We start from the raw sequence: 15,378 nt of genomic DNA, 5'->3' as shown, positions 1-15,378 counted from the left end.
AAATGTAAGTACTATTTTATGGATATAGATATATTCGGTCAGGCCGTTAATGATTACTTTGATAAACAGTATACAGAAGATATCATTGTACATTCTTCTATCGCTGAAGATGATCATATACCAATCCCTTATCTGTTCCGCACTTACGATGAGATGCCAGCAATAGAGCAAAAAGCATTGCAATTATGCAAAGGGAAAACGTTAGATATAGGTAGTGGTGCTGGAAGTCACAGTCTTTGGTTACAAGAACATGATATTGAGGTAACTGCTCTGGATATTTCAAAGGGCTGTGGTACGCTTTCGCGAAAGCGTACACTGAAACATGCTATTACATCATCTATATTAGATCATAACGACACTTACGACACCTTACTTTTACTGATGAACGGTACTGGAATTTTTGAAGAAATATCAAAAATTGATACTTATTTACAACACCTAAAAAAGCTACTACGGCCAGCAGGTCAAATCCTAATAGATGGATCTGATATAAAATACATGTTTGAAACTGATGATGGAGGCTATTGGATAGATCTACACAGCACATATTATGGTGAAGTTGTTATGGGAATGAGTTATAAAGGACAACGCTCTGAAGACTTTAAATGGCTATACTTAGACTTTGAGACTCTAGCACACTACGCAAAAAAAAATGAGCTCAATTGTGAACTCATTTTAGAAGGTGATCATTATGATTATTTAGCGCAACTTACTGTTGCATGACATATCCTTTTTCTGCAAGTTTATCAACTAAGCTTCTATATAAATCACGACTCCAAATTTCAGATACTTCGCCTACACGACTTGATATCTGTTGCTCTGACGTCAAGATTTTTTGACCTGTTGGCGAGTTATAAAATACAGATGCTTCCTTTTGTTGTTCATAATTTAAAGCTGTTTTATCTGCTATGAGTTGTTTACCTGTTGAGGTTTCATAAAACGCAATCATGTTCTTAATATCTTCATGTTCATATGTACCTCTATAGGCAGAAACCAGCATATTTAAAATCTTATTTAATTCAGGTGTTGTCTCTTTTCTAAGTTCACTCCAAACATCACTCGGCACATTATATTCTTGATATTGCTTACCAAGAAGTTCAAATAATTGATCAATAGCTGCACTATATTGATTGGCAGTTCCATTCATTGTAAGATATCGCATAACATCGCCATGATAGGTAGATTCTTGCGCATTGAAATGTAATGAACTTAAAAAAAATAGTACAAAAAGTAATTTTTTCATCATTTTTACGATTAAATTAGAGGTTTAAATATATAAAAAATGATATTGAAAAGATTAAGATTCCCTTTTTTAGTGCTTTTATGTGTTGCTTTTACCGTTGTAAGTTGTGGAAATGACGATGAAGAGACACCTCCTGATACAAATCCAAATGCTAGTGCAAACCAACAACCGTTAGGTTCTTCTGCAAATGAATTACTTTCTGCAACAGATTTTAAAAGTTTGCGATTAGAACTTGCCTATGTAGAAGGTTTTAGACCTACACAAACCACCATAGATCTTATCCAAAGTTTTCTTGAAGAACGTTTAGATAAACCAGATGGAATTACTATTGTTGAGAGTATGATTACTCCTACTGAAACAGCTCCATATGATATTAATGAGATTGTTGCTATTGAAGATGATAATCGTACGGTATTTAATGATGGGGATGAAATAGGAGTTTGGATGTTTTTCTCTGATGGAATCTCAGCATCCAATTCTGGTAATTCATTTGTCTTAGGTACAGCCTATCGCAACACTTCTATGGTGATTTATGAAAAAACATTTATAGATCTTGCAAATACCTCTCCTACTCCAATCAATAGAACATTACTTGAGACGTCTACACTACGTCATGAGTTTGGACATATATTTGGCCTTGTAAACTCAGGAACGCCACTTACATCAGATCATGAAGATGAAAATAATGAAAGACATTGTAATGTAGATGGATGTTTAATGTTTTTCCAAACAGTGACAAGTATATTTAATACCAGTGATATTGCTACTATTCCAGAGTTTGATCCGTTATGTATAGCAGATTTACAAGCAAATGGAGGTTTATAATACCTATTTAAAAATAAACACATAAAAAAAGCAGTAACAAAGGTTACTGCTTTTTTTATGTGTTACAATGGGTTGTTTTCTCTAATCTTCTACTTCTTCTAGAGGTTCTTGAGAAATCTCTTCTAGCATCAGCCCTTCTGAATATTTTATAAGATATATCGCATTATTATAAAAACCGCCTGAGCTCTTTTGATCATATCGAAATTTATTTTCTATATAACTTGTTTCTAAACCAGAACTAGCGGCATCATACAAGTTTTCAGCAAATGCTAAACGAAGTAAGGTATCATACATAATATCATACCCACGTATTGCTTCTTTACTAGGCGTAATATCATACCGATCTTCATACATATCTACAAACTCTTTTGTGACGCTATATGTATATTCTTTATTCATAGAAGGGTAATGAAAATGAAGATGCATTAAATCCATATGCTGTATTGCATCACTGTCATAAGCTCTTCCTTTTTTAGTAGTAAATAATGTTATTTTACTGGTTATTAACGATGTATTAAGTCTCGTGGTAGCTGAACTTATAAGTGGTACATCATCTGTTTCTATAATGACCCAATTTTCAATAGTTTCTGATAGTTTATCAGTAATATCATACCGCCCTAAATATGGCCCATCATCACCTTCTGTAACCTTTACTATTTTAGCGTTAGGAAAAAGAGATTGTAATCTCGTTTTTATCTTAGCATTCTTTTGGTCAGCTATAATGATGATATTTTTTCCAGCTGCTCTAGGTTTTAAATAATCTATCATGACCTCACGCATTTGAGCTTCACTAGGTCTAGATTGGAAGACATTAGATCTAAAATCAACATGTTGTGTTATAGGAGATATTAAAGGAACTCTCTGACGTGCCAATAACGTAGATGCTCTATTAAAATTACTTGCTAATAAAGGTCCTATCACCACATCTACATCAGAAAAATCATTAGATGAGATAAGACGTTCTACTTTTCTAGCATTGGTAGCATCACCATCTGCCTTTATATACTCTGTATCATATATTTTTAAATCTGTAGAAATTCCTTTTTGCTTTGCATGATCTAATGCGATTAATACACCGCTATAAAAATCTAATGAAACTCTAAGGGCTCTATCATTTTTAATGATTTCCTCTCCATTAGATAGTGAATCTGCTGTGGTACGATTGACTCCAAAAGGTAGCATTAATACTACTTTCTTTGTCGAGAAATTAGATAAACTATCTAATAAGCTTGCTTTCGCTGTATCTGTATTAATAGCAATGATAGCTCCTGCATCTGCCGTTGTTTCTGAAATGGTTCCTGAAACACCCTTAGGAACTTTAAGGATCATTCCTTCTTTAAGTCCTTCGGCTACAGTTGGGTTTAATTCTACAAGTTTATCTGCATTGATATTAAACTCTTTTAGAAGACTATAAATTGTATTTCCTTTCTTTACTTCATAAAAGGCATATACTTCTTCGTTTATAACGGCAGTATCATTCTTTTCTAAGGTAGTATTAGGCACTTTAATAGTCTGTCCTACTTTCAGCCCATCTTTCATTTCTGGATTGATAGCTTCTAGTTCTGAAATGGTAATTCCATATAGACGTGCAATACCGTATTTAGTTTCTTTTGCTTTTACTACATAAGGAACAAAAGCAGGTCCTCCATCTCTTGGTCCTTCTTCTTGAGAAACACCCCCACCTGTATTTGTAATGGTTACTTTTTCTTCTACAACACCTACATAATTTAAAGGAATTCTAATTTTATCACCTTTACGTAATGTCTCGCTATACAAACGCTTATTATATTTCTTGATAGCATCTTGCGTTACATCGTATTTTTTAGAAATACTATATAACGTTTCTTTACGCTTTACTTTATGTGTTTTAAAACGAACATCTTCTTGAGGAGTAGCTGTTGTTTCTTTTGAAGTTGCCGCAGTAGCTGGAAGGATCAATACCAATCCTTCGTACACTCTTTCTTTTGCATCAGGATTTAATTTAATAATATCCTTTTCCTTCAGTTTATACTTTCGGGCGATACTATATAAAGTTTCTCCTTCGGTAACTTGATGTGAAATAAATTCTTGAAAATATACGGATGCTTCAGATTCCGCTTTCGCGAAAGCAAAAGACAACACACATATACAAATTAAAAAAAGATGTTTCAATTTCATAATCTTGGTTTATTCCCACTCTATAGTGGCTGGCGGTTTAGAGCTAATATCGTACACTACTCTATTAACGCCTTTTACTTTGTTTATTATATCATTAGACACTTTCTGCATAAAATCATAAGGTAAATGTACCCAATCTGCAGTCATGCCATCTGTACTTTCTACAGCTCTTAAAGCCACACATTTTTCATAGGTACGCTCATCTCCCATAACGCCTACAGAGTTTACAGGTAGTAACATTGCACCTGCTTGCCATATTTTATCATACAGTCCCCATTCTCTAAGGCTACTAATAAAAATATGGTCTACCTCCTGTAATATACGTACTTTTTCTGGAGTGATATCTCCAAGAATTCGTATCGCCAATCCAGGGCCTGGAAATGGGTGTCTACCGAGTAATGTTGCCGATAATCCCATACTTGCACCTACTCTACGCACCTCATCCTTAAAAATCATACGAAGCGGTTCTACAACTTTAAGTTTCATATAATCAGGTAATCCTCCTACATTGTGATGTGATTTTATTGTAGCGCTTGGTCCTCCAGTGGCGCTAACAGATTCTATCACATCTGGATAAATAGTTCCTTGTGCAAGCCACGTTGCATTTTCAACTAATTTACTTTCATCATCAAAGACCTCTACAAAAACACGTCCAATTGCTTTGCGTTTGGTCTCTGGATCACTTTCTCCTTCTAAGGCATCCAAGAAGCGTGCCGAAGCATCTACCCCTTTTACATTAAGCCCTAAACCTTCATATTGTTTGAGTACATCTGTATACTCATTTTTACGGAGTAAACCGTTATTTACAAAAATACAGTGTAGATTTTTTCCAATTGCTTTATGTAATAATGTTGCTGCCACTGTACTATCTACGCCGCCAGAGAGTCCAAGGATCACACGATCATCACCTATTTTTGATTTTAAGTCGGCTACTGTCGTCTCTACAAACGCGTCAGGCGTCCATGTCTGGGCAACGCCAGCGATTTTAACTAAGAAATTTTCTAGTATTTTTTTTCCATCAGTAGAGTGATATACTTCAGGATGAAACTGTATTGCATAAGTATCTTCTCCTTCTATTCGGTAGCCTGCATTTTCTACGTCATGTGTAGATGCTATACGAACAGCGCCTTCTGGAAGCTTCTTTATCGTATCACTATGACTCATCCATACTTGACTATTCATAGATACACCTTCAAGAAAAGTTTCTCCTTCTTTTACCATAGAAAGATTTGCTCTTCCATACTCACGTGTATTAGACTGCCCAACTTCACCGCCATGAAAATGCGCTAAATATTGAGCTCCATAACATACACCTAATAAGGGTTTTTTACCTTTAATCTCAGAGAGATCTGGATGTGGCGGGGTTTCTCCTCTTACTGAATGCGGTGATCCAGATAAAATAACAGCTTTGTAGCTAGATAAGTCTTTAGGAGGGTTGTTATAAGGTTTAATTTCTGAGTAAATGTTAAGCTCACGTACACGACGCGCTATTAACTGTGTATACTGAGACCCGAAGTCTAAAATAAGGACGTTGTTTTGCATAGGCAAAAATACCAATTTTAACATCAGTATTTCAAAATTATAAACCACAAAATGAAGGAGTTTTTAACATCTTTTTATAGCAGTATTTGTAACATTTTAAAGATTAAATCTTCTACTATTCATATACAGTAAACTAACCATACGTATGAAAGCCAAAATCTCTCTTATTCCTCTTTATATCTTTGTTATACTACTTATTCTTATCATAGTTAGTAGGGAGTGGACTACTAACTTACTTATAGGTCAGGGGATTACTTCTTATAGAAGTCACACTTTATTTTCAACAGGAGTGAATGTGCTTATGAGTCTTATAGCCTATCTCTTTATAAAGAAATATCACTTACAAACGCTGGCTGGGATTCATACGGAAAAAGTACAGCATCAATGGTTATTACTATATCCGCTCTATTTGATTCTTATAAATGTTTTATTTATGGATGAGATGGTCACAGATAATTTATTAATGAATAGCATTTTATTACTTATCTATTGTATTAGTATTGGCTATTCTGAAGAATTGAGTTTACGTGGATTTATGCAATCGTATCTTATAAAAGCATATGGTCATTCTAAAAAAGGTATTGTTTTTTCAGTGTTTGGCGCAGGGTTCATTTTTGGATTATTACACCTTCTTAAATTTGATAAGGGAATTTATGGAGAAGTGTCTCAAGTATTTTTCGCCTTGTTTATAGGAGTCCTTTTTGGTGCTTTATTACTACGTACCAAACGACTTTATCCTCTTATCATCATTCATGCACTTATTGACTTTTTTGCAAAACTAGATAGTATGGGAATTTCAGAAACAACTACTGAAGCAACAAAACAAGCAACGTCACTAACAAGCGCTATCGTAATAACTCTTGTCGTATTACCATGTCTCATTTTTGGGATGATTATGTTACGAAAAGTAACTGTCGAAGAAGTGCAATAGCTTCTTATATTTCACTCAATGTGAACGATAAATCTTGCGTATCTAAGGTATTGCATTCATCATCAAGACGTCCTACAGTAATGGCATCTGTAACCACTGTTTGAAAACCATCTAATTCAACCACAAGTACATAAGAACCTTCTCTTTCTAAAACCCCTTGATAAGTTCCTGGAATAGTAGATACTTCCATAAGTACTTCTTCAAAGATGTTACCTTCTCTAGCAGTAATGGTTACTCCAGATAAAGGACCACTTGTTGTTCCATTAATTACGCGAATTTCAAAACCTGCAAGATCAACTGTTGGACATACTACTTCTGGATCTACAGTTTCTCCTCCATCATCACTTCCACAAGACATTAAAAAAGCACAACATAAAATGGCAAACAAGATTCTCATAACTTTTGATTTTTTGCTAATATAATAGATTAGAGATATAAAAATAGTAACTTTAGTTGCTATTGTACTTCTATTAAACATTATTTTATGAAATCTATTTTATATGTCTTTAGTTTTCTGGCAATTGTATCTTGTCAAAAAAACAAAGAAAAATTGCCCAAAGGAGATTTCGACTACCTCATTGGAAATTGGGAACGTACCAATGAACAAGATGGAAAAGAAACTTTTGAAGTATGGGAACAAACTGCTCAAAATAGTTATAAAGGCATGGGATATACGTTACAAGAAAAAGATACCACTTGGAAAGAACAAATGCGACTTGTACAACGAGATACTATGTGGATCTTAGAAATTAACAATGGTGTTGAACCTATGGTTCCATTTACAGTACTAAAAAAAACAGCAACTAGTTTTGTTGCTCATAATCCTTCTAATGAATTTCCTACCCACATACAGTATCGTTATTTTGATGATACGATCACTGCCGTCGTTTCTTCTGAAGACATGGAAATTCCTTTTGTTTTTTGGAAAGTAGAAGAGTAATACTACTCGCATCTTTTAAGATAAAGCTCCATTATCTATTGGGATACCTCTAAAAGTACATTATTTTTGAGAATCCTTTTTTTAAATAATAATAATGATCATCATGCGCTATATCATCCTTTTTTTATGTATTCTTATGACTACCATTTCTTGCAAAAAGCAACCAGACTATATTCCTGAAGTACATGAATCTTATACTGATTATCAAGGGCCTGATGACAAAAATTTATGGTTAACGTATAGCAAGGAAGCAACTACTTTTAAAATGTGGTCACCTGTAGCAACAAAGGTACAAGTACATTTATATAAAAACGGTCACGAAGGAAAACCCTTTGAAACACATCCATTAGAGCCATCTACAGATGGTAAATGGTCAAAAACACTTACTGGGGATTATGATGGCACCTATTATACGTATCAGATACAGGTAGATAGTACATGGTTAAAAGAAACACCTGGTATTTATGCTCAAGCTGTTGGGGTAAATGGTCATAGAGCGATGGTTTTAGATTTGGAACGTACCAATCCTGAAGGATGGACAACAGATAAAAGGCTTTCTTTAAGAAGTCCTAATGATGCTGTGATATACGAACTACACATTCGAGATATGACTATACATCCACAATCAGGATCTTCGATGCCAGGGAAGTATCTAGGATTGGTAGAAGAAGGAACCAAGGGACCTAATGGAGAAGCTACAGGATTTGATCATATGCGTGATTTAGGGATTACCCATGTGCACCTTTTACCTACCTACGATCATTATTCTATAGACGAAACCAATTTAGGCACGCCACAATTCAACTGGGGATATGATCCGCAGAACTATAATGTACCAGAAGGGTCGTTCTCTTCAGATCCTTATCATGCCGAAGTACGCATCAAAGAATTTAAAGAGATGGTCTTACGTTTTCACGAAAGTGGAATAGGCGTCATCCTCGATGTTGTGTATAATCATACAGGAATGCCTAATGATAAAGGTGATACTAATAGTTCTAATTTCAGTTTGGAATTTCCTGGGTATTATTACCGTCAAAATGAAGATGGTTCGTATGCAAATGCCTCTGCTTGTGGAAATGAAACAGCCTCAGATCGCAAGATGATGCGAGAATTCATCGTGCAGTCTGTCTCGTATTGGGCAGAAGAATATCACTTGGATGGATTCCGTTTTGATCTCATGGGGATTCATGATATTGAAACTATGAATACGGTCACTGAAACCTTAAAGGAAATACACCCCGATATTTTTGTGTATGGTGAAGGTTGGACAGCAGGTGATTCTCCTCTACCGCTTGAGGACAGAGCACTCAAAGCACATATACAGAAAATGCCAGCTGTGACTGCTTTTAGTGATGATATCCGAGATGGATTAAAAGGGTCTGTATTTGATGATCAAAGTACTGGTTTTGTGAGTGGAGCTAAAGATACAGAGGAATCTATAAAATTTGGCGTTGTAGGTTCCATCCAACATCCACAGATTGATTATAAAGCGGTCAACTATTCAGATGCGCCATGGACAAATGAACCATGGCAAGCTATTTCCTATGTGTCCTGCCATGATAATCATACATTATATGATAAACTACAGGTCTCTCGAAGAGATGCTACCGAAGAAGATATTATTAAAATGGATAAACTAGCCAATGCAGTTGTGCTTACGTCTCAAGGAATTCCATTTATTCATGCAGGTGCAGAACTGTTACGTACAAAAAATGAAGAACATAATTCTTATAATTTACCTGATAACATTAATCAGATAGATTGGGATCGTAAAACGGAACATGCTGACGTTGTCAATTATTATAAAAACCTTATCGCCTTACGAAAGGCACATCCTGCTTTTAGAATGTCCACAGCCGATGAAGTTCGTAAAAACCTTACGTTTAAAACACAAGTAAATGGATTGGTAAGTTACCAACTTAGCAATCATGCAAATGGAGATACATGGGCAACCATCTATGTGATATACAATGCACAAACAACGCCTCACACATATCCATTAGAAGGTACTTGGAAAACAGCCGTCATTGGTGATGATTTCAATACTCAAACAGCAGTTTCAGGTTCTATTACCGTTCCAGAACTATCTATGCTTGTTTTATATCAGGAGTAGTATTAGGTAAAAGAGCGCCTACTTCAAATTCTTGAGTATAAAATCTAGCTTGGTATTTGTATTTAGATTTTTAGCATAAGAATCGGTGATATGCTTACTAGGAATTGCTAAACCTACATCCATCATCTTCTTAATGACTGGTAAGTTTTCTAGCGTTACTTTTCCCGTAAGTAATAAGGATAGATCTTCGCCTTTTTGATAGTATTCATATACTTTTTTAAGTCCTGTTAAGTACAAGAAATCTTTTGTAAAACCACCTCCTCTGTGTACACGTAAGGTAATTTGCCATGCTTTATCCTTAGGCACTTTATATTGATTAAAAAGTAAATCAAAGGTATCTACAAAACTATATCCTTTGATAAGGCTATCTGCTGCAATCACACGGTGTGCAAGTTCTTTAAGACGGCTTAACGTCAAATTACCACTCATGTATTCGCTAAACACTGCTAGTCCTTCTTGCGTCTCTGTATTATTGACAAAGCCATTCGAAAATATTTTTAAGGGTTGTGACTTTCCATTGTGTGTCGTCACTAAGTGAACCCCTATTTCATGATTTGCGAGTACTTCTATCTGATTTTTACAGAAAGAATGATTCTTCTTTAATAACATGGTATCTGATGCATTGAGCACCATAGCAGCCGCAGAGATATGACTACTTTGTTTGATATTAAAATCAAAATCATATCGCTTTCCAAACTCTTCAAAATACGCTTGTGCTTCTTTCACATTGTATTTTGCAACCATATCCTCTCCTTCATTTTCATCTGCAAAATGAAGAATAAAACGTGCATTTTCTACATCCCGTTCTTTAGGAGTTCCAAAGACCTTAAGATTGTTATAATAAAACTGCTTCCCTTTCCCTATAGTTTCTATACAGGCAATCAATCCAGAATATTCATATATAATATCGCGATACAAACGTCGGATCTCATCATCTTCTATACGTTCCAAACGCTGATTAAAAAATAAACGTTGTAATTTAAAAGGACTGAATTTAATTTTACGATACTTAAACTGTGGTTCTACGGTGTACTTACTTGCAAAAAAACGTTTCTTCTCCACCTCTATGTTCAGTGGATTTAGGTAATTAAGAAGTTCTATATTATGAACTAATCGATCGAGGTTTTGATCGATTTCAAAAATGGCGGCATTGGTATCAACAGCTTGAAAGTGCATAAAATCATTTAGATCGTCAAAAATATAAAATTCTTACAGACTAGACTAGCGAGATGGCTGTCCATTTTTCAAGATAAAATCATTGTAAAAAGTTGTCGCATGGTTGCGTAAGATAAGTTTTAGCTGTTGTTCTATCGCATCTACCACTTCTGGATACAGGATATAATCATACTCATCGCAGTAGATTTTTGAAAATTCTGTCGCTAGTACTAAGGTGTTTTGGGTGTTTTCTGTGATAAATTTTAAGAAATATCCATTGCCTTGAAACGTATCATTAATAGCTGCGGTGGTTGCTATGTCATGTGGGAGTTCTATATGTTTGAGTGCGTCGCACCACGCTTTCGCGAAAGCGGAAAAACGATCATTATCAATGTTTTTAGTCCCTAAATTTATAACAGGCACAGGTCTGTCCCAGCGTTTCCAATTGTAAGAATGCATATCATAAACAATAGCACCTCCAAACTTTTCTTCCATTTTTGAAACTAATGCACGGACTACCTTATAAAACGTTGCATGTTTGGAAAGGCTTTTTTGTTTTTGATCTTCGGGTAAAGGTGTGCACCATAATTGTTTTCCCCATGCATCGTCATAGATGGCGGTTTCTGGTGCGCGATTTAGGTCATATTCGAATCGACTATCCATTCCTGCAATGACCATCGGATTGGATTGCACCATTTGCTTGGTACACGGATCTTCTTCATACCAACGATCGTACTCAGAGTGTAAGCAATTGTTCCACAATTCTTTTCGAAACTGATGGCCGTCATGTACAGCTCCACAAAGGAAATAAGTATACTCTTCTATTTTAAGCGTAAATGAATAATCGTCAGAAACAGCATGAAACGGCTCTTCCTTTTCGATTTTTGAAATCATTTCGTCACTTGAAAGTCTAAGCATCTGCAACAGTTTTTCTGAGTTTGGCTCTTCGTTCTATACGACTTACGCGTTCTAATACTTTATCTTCTACAAAATTGATCACCTTCTCTTGAAGTTTGGTTTTGTAAACTTTATTGATATAAGTAATACCACCTGGACTCATCACATTTACTTCAACGAGCATTCCATTAATGACATCAATACCCACAAAATACAATCCGTCTTTTACCAATTTAGGGCCTATACGACGACACAATTCTTTTTCTTGTTTGGTGAGTGAATGTTTCTGTACAGAACCTCCTGCCGATACATTAGATCTATGATCGTCTGTACCAGGAACACGTTTCATGGCGCCTATAGGTTTACCATTAAGAATCAGAATACGAACATCTCCTTGGTCTGCACCCGGTATATAGTCCTGAAGAATCACATAATTGGTGGTTCCATCTTTATTATCTATATAAAAATCTAATAAAGAACGAATACTTGACATGGCACGTTTTTCTATCAAAATCACTCCTGATCCTCCAAAACCATTCAGTGGTTTTAGAATCATTTTATCCTCATCTGACTCTTTAATCATTTTAATTAAGTAGTCTTTGTTTTTGGTCACATGCGTACGTGGAATAAAATCACGGGTATTATCTTCAAAAGCAGCAGTATACAATTTATTATTTGCACGACGAATCCCATCTACATCATTCATAATAAAGACATCATCTTTTACTGAGTCTAAGAAGTTAAGCATGATCATATCCAACGGCGGATTGCTACGTAAAATAATCACATCAAATCCTGCTAATGGTAGCATCTCTTCTCGTAAAGTGGCTTTTTTATGAAATGATTTCAAGTTACTAGGAACTTTCTCCATTTTATTAATAGCTCTACAAAAAGCAAATGTCTCACTATCTCTAATGGTCAAATTTGCTGGAGTTGTTATAGCGACACCGTGCTCACGTTTTACACACTCATGGATTAAAGAAAGGGTCGTATCATTTTCTGGGTCCATTTCTTCCCACGGATACATTATGTAGCAAACATTCATAAAGTCAAGTTTTAGTATACCTAAAATACTAAAATTGATTGAAAAACAAAGATTAATTTTATTTTCTAATTAATTAATAGTTTGTCCTGTATTAATTAAGCCTGGTGACTCTGTAGAAGGAGCATTCCATGTAAAATCATCATACGTATTTCCAGTTCCCGTAAGTTGTAATGATTCTCCCTCTGGAGTTCCTGGATCTTGTTCAGACACTCCTACGTCAATAGATATCATGGAATTAGCGCTTCCATTTGTTGCCATAAAAGTTCCTTCATAACTTAAGAACTGAATTACATTTCCTAGATTATCTACAAGTGCAAAACCATCTGGGTCTCCATTTTGAATTGTTCCTGCAGATAGACTAACCGCTCCAAAGCCTGCACCTTCATCCGGTATAGAAGTTCCTCCAGTAAAACTTAAGGTATTGTATACCTCTCCATTATTACCATTATAAAGTTCTATCGTATATCCTGTTAAATCTGTACCCGCAACTCCAGCAATTTCTACAAATTCACCTATATCTGCACCATTATCATTATAATGAAACTCATTAATCCAAATAGTTAATGCCGCTGCATCATTATCATTAATAGTAACCGTTTGTCCCGTATTTGTACCTAACATAATGGTTCCTGATCCTCCAGCTGGGGCACTTAAAGTAAAGTCTAGTGTTTCTATACCTTCATCTAGTGCATCATCAGTTAATGTAAATACATTAGTAGCCGTATGCGTAGTCACATTCGCAGGAATTGTAATTATAGTTCCTGTAGTCTCATCTATATCATCAAAGCTTGCTGGAGTAATCGTAACTGTAATAGTATTTGTAGGTGATGGATTTGTAATTGTAAAGTCAAAACTAATGCCTCCATCTCCTTCATCTACAGTTTGTGAAGTTCCTGCAAACTCTACTGAAGAATTTGTTGGAGCTCCTAGGCAATGTACATCTTCCCAAGCACTACCATTCCACATTTGAAGGCAATTTGCACTTTGTAAAAAGATTAATAATCCTATATCTGATACTGTTGGATTTATTGTATTCCTATCGGTTACTGTAGGTACTCGAGGGGGCATAAAACCTTTATAACTTGTGCCTCCATTTGTTGTTCCACTTACTTCTAGCATAGCGGAAGCAGACGGATTTGTTGTACCAATTCCTACTTGAGCGTAAGACATTGTTATACTAAAAAACAAAAGAAATATTCGTAATACATTATTTTTCATACTTATGATATTTATATCATTGCATGGTAAAGCATATTAAGTCATTATAAAATTTGGGATTAGCAATTTACATAAATTAAAAGGGTAAAAAGAAATAATACATTACCTTTTCGTTAAGTAGTAGTATTAAGCTGATTAAAGACCAAATTATTGCTTTTTCAGGTTTAAAAACTACTTCACAATATTTTTTTTAATACGCTTTCGCGAAAGTGTTCTTATGATGTTATAAAGTCAGTAAAACGCATATAACATAGCTAGCGGAATCTTGATTTAATACCTTGGGCCTTAAGTCGACTCTTTTATAGGGTCCAAAACTTGTCCTAAGATTAAATAGCTTTTATTGAAATATCCCATCTTTTTTCTTTTCCTCAAATCCTAAAGGATAGAATGAAGGCCCATATGTGTGTTTAATTCTTTTCCTCAAATCCTAAAGTATGGAATGAAGGCCCATATGTGTTTAGCATTAAAATCATTCAAATACTCTAAAGTTATCGAATCCTGCTTTATCTTCATTTCCATTTTGATTTATAATAACTGTGATGCGAACATTAGTAACGGTATTGGGAATATTAATTGTTTCTGTTCCGCTTAAAGAGGCATCAGCATTTCCTACAAGAATTGTAAATACCCCTTGACTTACATCATCATAAAACAATTCATAGGAGACACGATCACCTGTATCAAATTCAAAAATATCATAATCAAAACTTAGTTTTGCAGCTGTTGCAGAAGATATATCTACATTATCAAATACAATCATATGATCTACATTCATACCAGCAATAGGATTATCTAAATCACTACATCCTAAAAAACTACCCGTAAAATCAGTGATGTTATCTAAGCTTCCTACAACAGCCCATATATCTTCTAAAGCTGGGACACTATAACTCGTTGGAGTTAAGGTGAAATTCCAAGAAGTGGTTGCATCAAAATCCTGTGCTGCAAATACAGTAAACCCAGGAAAAAAAGGATCATCTGTACACACCCAAGCAGTTCCTGTAAAAAATTGCAAACATTGCACCCCTTCCACAGAGTCATTAATAAACACAAGTAAGCCTACATCTGTAGTCGCTGTGTTGATTAAGTTTCTTTGTGCAATGGTCATGACGGGAGGCATGAAGCCTTTAAAAGAAGCCCCACCATTAGAGGTAGCACTTACGTCTAGCATAGAAGCTGGAGATGGTGTTGTAGTTCCTATACCAACTTGAGCATAAGAAATTGAAATAAAAAATAAGAAGATAAAGTGTACTATATTTTTTTGCATGGCTATATACGATTAAGTAACGTCCACGCATATAGACATCTAAAC

General features: G+C 35.1%; 14 protein-coding genes. 5 read left to right on the top strand and 9 right to left on the bottom strand.

Going from position 1 to position 15,378, the window contains the following annotated elements; genetic code table 11:
* Window positions 1–18: 18 nt before the first annotated feature.
* Window positions 19–723, top strand: coding sequence for a methyltransferase domain-containing protein (locus tag Q1A01_RS17440; protein ID WP_299683541.1), 705 nt, complete (start codon window positions 19–21; stop codon window positions 721–723).
* Here the strand turns inward: Q1A01_RS17440 and Q1A01_RS17435 are convergent.
* On the bottom strand, window positions 710–1,246 hold the full coding sequence (locus tag Q1A01_RS17435) for a DUF2059 domain-containing protein (RefSeq protein ID WP_299683539.1): 537 nt from the start codon (window positions 1,244–1,246) through the stop codon (window positions 710–712). The genes Q1A01_RS17440 and Q1A01_RS17435 overlap by 14 nt on opposite strands.
* A gap of 36 nt (window positions 1,247–1,282) precedes the next feature.
* Between Q1A01_RS17435 and Q1A01_RS17430 the strand changes: the two genes are divergently transcribed.
* Entirely contained in the window at window positions 1,283–2,068 is a 786-nt protein-coding gene (locus Q1A01_RS17430) for a membrane metalloprotease (protein WP_299683537.1), read from the top strand.
* 81 nt (window positions 2,069–2,149) lie between these two features.
* On the opposite strand, the gene Q1A01_RS17425 is transcribed toward Q1A01_RS17430, so the two are convergent.
* Both Q1A01_RS17425 and guaA read right to left on the bottom strand, forming a co-directional pair.
* Window positions 2,150–4,225: a LysM peptidoglycan-binding domain-containing protein gene (locus tag Q1A01_RS17425; RefSeq protein WP_299683535.1), complete on the bottom strand. Its 2,076-nt coding sequence runs from the start codon at window positions 4,223–4,225 to the stop codon at window positions 2,150–2,152.
* Window positions 4,226–4,234: 9 nt separating this feature from the next.
* Entirely contained in the window at window positions 4,235–5,767 is a 1,533-nt protein-coding gene (gene guaA, locus Q1A01_RS17420; RefSeq protein WP_299683533.1) for a glutamine-hydrolyzing GMP synthase, read from the bottom strand.
* A gap of 145 nt (window positions 5,768–5,912) precedes the next feature.
* Here guaA and Q1A01_RS17415 point away from each other — a divergent pair, with 145 nt between their 5' ends.
* Window positions 5,913–6,698 carry a CPBP family intramembrane glutamic endopeptidase gene (locus tag Q1A01_RS17415; RefSeq protein ID WP_299683531.1) on the top strand — a complete coding sequence of 262 codons (786 nt, stop codon included), beginning with the start codon at window positions 5,913–5,915 and terminating at the stop codon, window positions 6,696–6,698.
* 4 nt (window positions 6,699–6,702) lie between these two features.
* On the opposite strand, the gene Q1A01_RS17410 is transcribed toward Q1A01_RS17415, so the two are convergent.
* On the bottom strand, window positions 6,703–7,095 hold the full coding sequence (locus Q1A01_RS17410) for a hypothetical protein (protein WP_299683529.1): 393 nt from the start codon (window positions 7,093–7,095) through the stop codon (window positions 6,703–6,705).
* A gap of 87 nt (window positions 7,096–7,182) precedes the next feature.
* On the opposite strand from Q1A01_RS17410, the gene Q1A01_RS17405 reads away from it, so the two are divergent.
* On the top strand, window positions 7,183–7,638 hold the full coding sequence (locus Q1A01_RS17405) for a DUF6265 family protein (protein WP_299683527.1): 456 nt from the start codon (window positions 7,183–7,185) through the stop codon (window positions 7,636–7,638).
* Between the two features lie 103 nt (window positions 7,639–7,741).
* Window positions 7,742–9,751 (top strand): type I pullulanase, encoded by a 2,010-nt coding sequence (gene pulA / locus Q1A01_RS17400; RefSeq protein WP_299683526.1) that lies wholly within the window; start codon window positions 7,742–7,744, stop codon window positions 9,749–9,751.
* An 18-nt stretch (window positions 9,752–9,769) separates the two neighbouring features.
* On the opposite strand, the gene Q1A01_RS17395 is transcribed toward pulA, so the two are convergent.
* The 5 genes from Q1A01_RS17395 to Q1A01_RS17375 all read right to left on the bottom strand — a co-directional run bounded on the left by Q1A01_RS17395 (window position 9,770) and on the right by Q1A01_RS17375 (window position 15,333).
* Window positions 9,770–10,927, bottom strand: coding sequence for a flavohemoglobin expression-modulating QEGLA motif protein (locus Q1A01_RS17395; protein ID WP_299683524.1), 1,158 nt, complete (start codon window positions 10,925–10,927; stop codon window positions 9,770–9,772).
* A gap of 45 nt (window positions 10,928–10,972) precedes the next feature.
* A complete protein-coding gene (locus Q1A01_RS17390; protein ID WP_299683522.1) occupies window positions 10,973–11,824 on the bottom strand; it encodes an N-formylglutamate amidohydrolase in 852 nt (283 codons plus the stop codon).
* Window positions 11,817–12,848, bottom strand: a complete 1,032-nt coding sequence (gshB, locus tag Q1A01_RS17385) for a glutathione synthase (protein WP_299683520.1) — start codon at window positions 12,846–12,848, stop codon at window positions 11,817–11,819. The genes Q1A01_RS17390 and gshB overlap by 8 nt, the downstream gene beginning before the upstream one ends.
* 69 nt (window positions 12,849–12,917) lie before the next feature.
* Entirely contained in the window at window positions 12,918–14,018 is a 1,101-nt protein-coding gene (locus tag Q1A01_RS17380) for a hypothetical protein (RefSeq protein WP_299683518.1), read from the bottom strand.
* A gap of 517 nt (window positions 14,019–14,535) precedes the next feature.
* Window positions 14,536–15,333: a hypothetical protein gene (locus Q1A01_RS17375; RefSeq protein ID WP_299683517.1), complete on the bottom strand. Its 798-nt coding sequence runs from the start codon at window positions 15,331–15,333 to the stop codon at window positions 14,536–14,538.
* Between the last annotated feature and the right edge of the window lie 45 nt (window positions 15,334–15,378).

This window comes from uncultured Dokdonia sp., from assembly GCF_947492815.1.
In the GTDB taxonomy this organism is placed as follows: domain Bacteria; phylum Bacteroidota; class Bacteroidia; order Flavobacteriales; family Flavobacteriaceae; genus Dokdonia.
Note: the sequence above shows the minus strand (reverse complement) of the source record. Positions and strands in the feature narration are given on the sequence as shown.

Excerpts from the sequence above, each read along its gene's own strand:
- Q1A01_RS17395 (WP_299683524.1), bottom strand. The coding sequence starts at position 10,927 with ATGCACTTTCAAGCTGTTGATACCAATGCCGCCATTTTTGAAATCGAT.
- Q1A01_RS17405 (WP_299683527.1), top strand. The coding sequence starts at position 7,183 with ATGAAATCTATTTTATATGTCTTTAGTTTTCTGGCAATTGTATCTTGT.
- Q1A01_RS17390 (WP_299683522.1), bottom strand. The coding sequence starts at position 11,824 with ATGCTTAGACTTTCAAGTGACGAAATGATTTCAAAAATCGAAAAGGAA.
- gshB (WP_299683520.1), bottom strand. The coding sequence starts at position 12,848 with ATGAATGTTTGCTACATAATGTATCCGTGGGAAGAAATGGACCCAGAA.
- Q1A01_RS17380 (WP_299683518.1), bottom strand. The coding sequence starts at position 14,018 with ATGTCTTACGCTCAAGTAGGAATTGGTACAACAAATCCGTCTGCTTCC.
- Q1A01_RS17425 (WP_299683535.1), bottom strand. The coding sequence starts at position 4,225 with ATGAAATTGAAACATCTTTTTTTAATTTGTATATGTGTGTTGTCTTTT.
- pulA (WP_299683526.1), top strand. The coding sequence starts at position 7,742 with ATGCGCTATATCATCCTTTTTTTATGTATTCTTATGACTACCATTTCT.
- Q1A01_RS17435 (WP_299683539.1), bottom strand. The coding sequence starts at position 1,246 with ATGATGAAAAAATTACTTTTTGTACTATTTTTTTTAAGTTCATTACAT.
- Q1A01_RS17375 (WP_299683517.1), bottom strand. The coding sequence starts at position 15,333 with ATGCAAAAAAATATAGTACACTTTATCTTCTTATTTTTTATTTCAATT.
- Q1A01_RS17415 (WP_299683531.1), top strand. The coding sequence starts at position 5,913 with ATGAAAGCCAAAATCTCTCTTATTCCTCTTTATATCTTTGTTATACTA.
- Q1A01_RS17440 (WP_299683541.1), top strand. The coding sequence starts at position 19 with ATGGATATAGATATATTCGGTCAGGCCGTTAATGATTACTTTGATAAA.
- guaA (WP_299683533.1), bottom strand. The coding sequence starts at position 5,767 with ATGCAAAACAACGTCCTTATTTTAGACTTCGGGTCTCAGTATACACAG.
- Q1A01_RS17430 (WP_299683537.1), top strand. The coding sequence starts at position 1,283 with ATGATATTGAAAAGATTAAGATTCCCTTTTTTAGTGCTTTTATGTGTT.
- Q1A01_RS17410 (WP_299683529.1), bottom strand. The coding sequence starts at position 7,095 with ATGAGAATCTTGTTTGCCATTTTATGTTGTGCTTTTTTAATGTCTTGT.